Genomic DNA, 5,120 nt, shown 5'->3' on the forward strand with positions numbered 1-5,120 from the left:
GGTGAATATTATATTCCATTATAACGGATTAATATGAATTAAAAATTCCTAAGGAACAAAAAATGAATCTCGGTGCGTTAGTGTCAGAAAGCCGCAATCCTCAGACTATGGATCTTGATGCGTTATCCACGCTTGAGTTGGTTCATCGTTTTAATCAACAGGATACGCTGGTAGCCGCTGCTGTAAAAGCAACTCTGACTGAAGTTGCGCTTGCGGTCGATGCGGCGGCTGACGCGTTAAAAGCGGGTGGACGGATTATCTACATGGGGGCGGGCACCAGCGGGCGTCTTGGTGTACTGGATGCGTCTGAGTGCCCACCGACTTTTGGTGTACCACATGGACGGGTTGTTGGCCTGATTGCCGGCGGTCCGGGGGCATTGCTGAAGGCCGTTGAAGGTGCAGAAGATAACCCGCAACTGGGTGAAGATGATCTTCGTTCGCTCAACCTTACGGTACAGGATTTAGTGGTTGGTCTGGCGGCATCCGGGCGTACACCCTATGTGATTGGCGGCTTGCAATATGCTCGTTCCGTAGGCTGCACCACGGTGGCGATTTCCTGTAATCCGGATTCCCCCATTGCGCGTGAAGCGGACATCGCCATATCACCGGTTGTTGGCGCGGAGGCCCTGACAGGGTCAACGCGACTGAAGTCCGGTACTGCGCAAAAACTGGTGCTTAATATGATTTCTACCGGTGCAATGGTGAAATTTGGCAAGGTATATCAGAACCTGATGGTGGATATGAAAGCGACCAACGTTAAGCTGGTAGACCGGGCGTGTCGCATGGTCGTGGAAGCCACCGGTATTGCGTATGACCAGGCGCAAGCTCTGCTGAAACAGACCGATTTTGATGTTAAGCCCGCCATTTTGATGGCTCTAACTGGTCTCGATGCTACTTCAGCCCGGGAAAAACTGGCTGCACATCAGGGTTTTTTACGCGCGGCGTTAGAACACTAAGAGGCTGATATGGATAAAACGGCGGTGCTTGCCAGCGATATTCTGCTGGGTGTGGGCGGAGAGAAAAATATTCTGCGCCTGGAAAACTGTATGACGCGCGTCAGAGTGGAAGTACAGGATGACGCTCAGCTCGATATTTCCCGACTCAAGCAACTGCCGGGCGTTAGCGGCTACGTGAAGCAGGGGGCGCAGCACCAGATTATTGTTGGTCCGGGCAAAGCCGCGAAAGTGGTCGATGCCATGCGTTCCCTGATTGCCGATGGCGGCGAACGTTCCAATGTGGGGGATATTGCGCGGACAAAATCAGAGGCCAAAGCGAAGTACAAAGCGCCGATGAGTGACGCGCTGCGTAAACTGGCTAACGTTTTTATCCCGCTTATTCCTGCGTTTATCGCCTCCGGTTTGATTACCGGTATCATTAACATCCTCAAACGTCCGGACATCGTGGGGGACTTGGCTACCCACTATCCGAATATGTTGGGACTGTTAGGCATTTTCGGTAGCGCCGTGTTTGCCATTATGAACATCCTTGTCGGGGTGAATACTGCCAAAGTATTTGGTGGTTCGCTGGCGATGGGGGGCGTGATGGCCGGCATTCTCTCCAGCCCGCAACTGGCGCAAATTACCTTGTTTGGCGAGGCCTTGCAGCCGGGACGCGGTGGGGTGATCGCGGTGCTGCTGGTGGTAGCGCTAATGTGCTGGATTGAGCGTAAATTCCGCGAAGTGCTGCCGGAGTCTCTTGAACTGATCCTTAATCCACTACTGACCACTCTTATTACCGGGACCATCGCCATTGTGGCGCTGCAACCGCTTGGTGGCTGGATAGCCGAATCCATTGCCCATGGCGCTTCCTGGGCTATCGATCGCGGTGGCTTCCTGGTGGGTGCGGTGCTGGCTGGCACCTTTCTGCCACTGGTTCTCACCGGACTCCATCAGGGATTGGTCCCTATCCATGTAGAGCTGGTACAGGCACACGGGTATAACGCACTCTTTCCTATTCTGGCGATGGCTGGAGTGGGGCAAATCGGTGCGGCTATTGCGGTACTGATGAAAACCCGTAACGCACGGCTGAAAAAAGTGATTAAAAGCGCGCTGCCGGTCGGATTGCTGGGTATTGGCGAACCGCTGATTTTTGGTGTGACATTGCCATTAGGCAAGCCGTTCATCGGTGCCTGTCTCGGTGGTGCAGTTGGTGGGGCGCTGATCAGCTACTGGAAAGTGGCGACGGTCATCACCTTTGGCATCTCGGGATTGCCGCTGGCACTGACGATTGTTGCCGGAAAAGTGATGTTCTATCTGTTAGGCTATCTGGTAGCGGTAATTGCCGGGTTCCTGTTTACCTGGCTATTGGGGTTCAACGATCCAGAGGAATAAGGTTTGACCAGTCACCAGCGTCGCGTTGTTTTTTTTGATTTGGATGGCACGTTACACCAGCAGGATATGTTCGGCAGTTTCTTACGTTTTCTGTTGCGTCGCCAACCGCTAAATGCGTTGCTGGTGTTGCCTCTGTTGCCGATTATTGCGCTGGCAATGTTAATTAAAGGGCGCGCTGCTCGCTGGCCCATGAGCCTGCTCTTGTGGGGCTGTACTTTTGGTCGCAGTGAAACGCGCCTGAAGGCACATCAGGCCGATTTTGTGCGCTGGTTTCGCGGTCATGTGACGGCATTTCCTGTCGTGCAGCAGCGTCTGACGACGTACTTGTTAAGCTCCGATGCTGATATTTGGCTTATCACCGGTTCCCCGCAGTCGCTGGTAGAGCAGGTTTACTTCGATACGCCGTGGCTGCCGCGTGTTAATCTGATCGCCAGTCAAATGGCGCGTGGATACGGTGGCTGGGTATTGCCGTTACGCTGCCTGGGACATGAAAAAGTGGTGCAACTGGAACAGCAGATTGGCGCGCCGTTGCATCTATACAGCGGTTACAGCGACAGTAAGCAGGACAATCCACTACTCTCTTTTTGCCAGCATCGCTGGCGCGTCACGCCGCGCGGGGAGCTGCAACAACTCGAATAGAGTAAACGATAGCGTCTGTGTATAATGCGCCCGCTTTGATTACTGGAGTTATCCCCTTTGTCTGATGTTGAATTTAGCCACGAATACTGGATGCGCCACGCTTTAACGTTAGCTAAGCGCGCCTGGGATGAGCGTGAAGTCCCGGTGGGTGCAGTATTGGTACTCAACAACCGCGTTATTGGCGAAGGCTGGAATCGGCCGATTGGCCATCATGATCCTACCGCCCACGCTGAAATCATGGCGTTGCGTCAGGGCGGTCTGGTGCTACAAAACTACCGTCTGCTGGATGCAACGTTGTATGTCACACTGGAACCGTGCGTCATGTGTGCTGGTGCGATGGTGCACAGCCGTATTGGCCGGGTAGTTTTTGGCGCGCGCGATGCGAAAACGGGGGCGGCGGGTTCGTTAATGGACGTGCTGCATCATCCTGGCATGAACCATCGGGTTGACGTGACTGAAGGCGTGTTACGCGATGAATGCGCCACGTTGCTCAGCGATTTTTTCCGTATGCGTCGTCAGGAAATTAAAGCCCTGAAAAAATCCTCCAACGTGTGAATACCGATCTGATTGCCTGAGGGCGCTGCGCTAATCAGCCTGATGACCTCCCTTCAAAGACGACTTCTCCTCTTTTTTCTGCGTCGAAAATAGCAGAGAAGGGGAGTGCGACAGATAGCTTGATGAGGTCTGAGACAGGAATGCCGCCAGCGGAAACTTCTCCTCGCCTAACAGTTCTGTGGGTGATACCGCCGGGTAATCCTGCGCCAGTTGCTGTGTTTCAATCGCCTGCTTTTCTTTCTCTTGCAGGTATCCCACCAAACTTATCTGGTACTTACGGATATTTTCCACATAGGCGTAGGCTTCGTGACCGCGCGCATAGCCATAGGTCAGCTTGTTGTAATACGGCTTTTGACTGAGCAGCGGCAGACGTTGTTTTACATCAGACCAACTGTTCGGGTTGCCTTTGGTTTTTACCGTCAGCGCCCGCGCATCCAGCATATGTGCGTAGCCCATATTGTAAGCGGCGAGCGCAAACCAGATACGTTCTCCTTCGGGCACGGTATCCGGCACTTTACTCATCATATCCTGCAAATATCGCGCGCCGCCGCTGATGCTCTGTTCGGCATCGGTACGATCAGTGAGCCCAAGGCTCTGGGCAGTATTTTTGGTCAGCATCATCAGACCGCGTACACCGGTCGGGGAGGTTGCCTGCGCGTCCCAGTGTGATTCCTGGTAAGAGATTGCCGCGAGCAGTCGCCAGTCTATTTCCTGCGCATATTTCTCAAAAAGTGGCTTCAGATCCGGTAACACGCTATCAACCGCACGCAGGAAGGTGCGGGTATCAACATAGTCAAAATCATCGCCATGCCCAAGGTACTTTTCTTCCAGCCGCGCAAGCGAGCCGTCTTCATTCATGGTATTGAAGAAATCCAGCAGGGCAGCGGACAGCGTATTGTCATCGTCCAGACGGCTGAACCAGGTCACCGGCTGTTCGTCGGAGACATCCAGCGCGACGGCCAGCTCAGGGTGTACACGCTGGTACAGGCTGATGGCGACGGAATCCGCGATGGTATAGTCCAGCTTACCGGCGATGACATCATCAAGCAGTTCAGTGGTGCCCTTTTTCTCATCAACTTTCCAGCTCAGGTCCGGATATTTTTTTTCTTTTAACTGCTGGAGGTCGTTTATCACCACGTGTCCCGGGGCGATGGTCAGCTGATTTTCGGTCACACTGGCAAGGCTGCGAGGGCGATATTGCCCAACCCGATACACCAGTTGTTGCGATACGGAATAGTAGGTCGGACCCGGCTGATAATTTTTAACGCGCTCGCTGTTATACACCAGACCCGCGGCTAACAGATCGGCATTCCCGTTATCCAGGTCGTCAAAAAGCTGGCTGATGTTCTGGCGTACGGTGATTTTCAGCTTCACACCCAGGTAGTTGGCGAAGGCTTTGGTCAGTTCGTAATCCAGTCCAAACTTTTTCCCATTAAGCGTGGCGTAAGTGAGCGGCGAGTCGATGGTACTGACGCGCAGCTCTCCCCGCGACTGAATGGCGGCGATACGATTGTCGGCTTTACCGAACCAGGGGATGGATGGCCAGAGGGCCGCTGCCAACAACAGCGTCAAAATACCGATGAACAGATAATTAAT

General features: G+C 53.6%; 5 protein-coding genes. 4 read left to right on the plus strand and 1 reads right to left on the minus strand.

The genetic code is table 11. The features are described 5' to 3' along the window. The first annotated feature begins 62 nt into the window (after positions 1-62). From murQ to tadA, 4 genes are all read left to right on the plus strand, one after another. On the plus strand, positions 63-956 hold the full coding sequence (gene murQ, locus NNO02_RS22370; RefSeq protein WP_271455782.1) for an N-acetylmuramic acid 6-phosphate etherase: 894 nt from the start codon (positions 63-65) through the stop codon (positions 954-956). Between the two features lie 9 nt (positions 957-965). Then, positions 966-2,330, plus strand: coding sequence for a PTS transporter subunit EIIC (locus NNO02_RS22375; RefSeq protein WP_271455783.1), 1,365 nt, complete (start codon positions 966-968; stop codon positions 2,328-2,330). Between the two features lie 3 nt (positions 2,331-2,333). Further along, entirely contained in the window at positions 2,334-2,969 is a 636-nt protein-coding gene (yfhb, locus tag NNO02_RS22380; RefSeq protein ID WP_271455784.1) for a phosphatidylglycerophosphatase C, read from the plus strand. A 90-nt stretch (positions 2,970-3,059) separates the two neighbouring features. After that, positions 3,060-3,524, plus strand: coding sequence for a tRNA adenosine(34) deaminase TadA (tadA, locus tag NNO02_RS22385; RefSeq protein WP_249357562.1), 465 nt, complete (start codon positions 3,060-3,062; stop codon positions 3,522-3,524). A 30-nt stretch (positions 3,525-3,554) separates the two neighbouring features. Here the strand turns inward: tadA and mltF are convergent. After that, positions 3,555-5,120 (minus strand): membrane-bound lytic murein transglycosylase MltF (gene mltF, locus NNO02_RS22390; protein WP_271455786.1); only part of this gene is annotated, 1,566 nt, incomplete at its 5' end.

Source organism: Citrobacter sp. Awk 2 (assembly GCF_028069815.1).
Lineage (GTDB): Bacteria > Pseudomonadota > Gammaproteobacteria > Enterobacterales > Enterobacteriaceae > Citrobacter.

Coding starts and splice junctions, on each gene's coding strand:
- murQ (WP_271455782.1), top strand. CDS start 63: ATGAATCTCGGTGCGTTAGTGTCAGAAAGCCGCAATCCTCAGACTATG.
- NNO02_RS22375 (WP_271455783.1), top strand. CDS start 966: ATGGATAAAACGGCGGTGCTTGCCAGCGATATTCTGCTGGGTGTGGGC.
- tadA (WP_249357562.1), top strand. CDS start 3,060: ATGCGCCACGCTTTAACGTTAGCTAAGCGCGCCTGGGATGAGCGTGAA.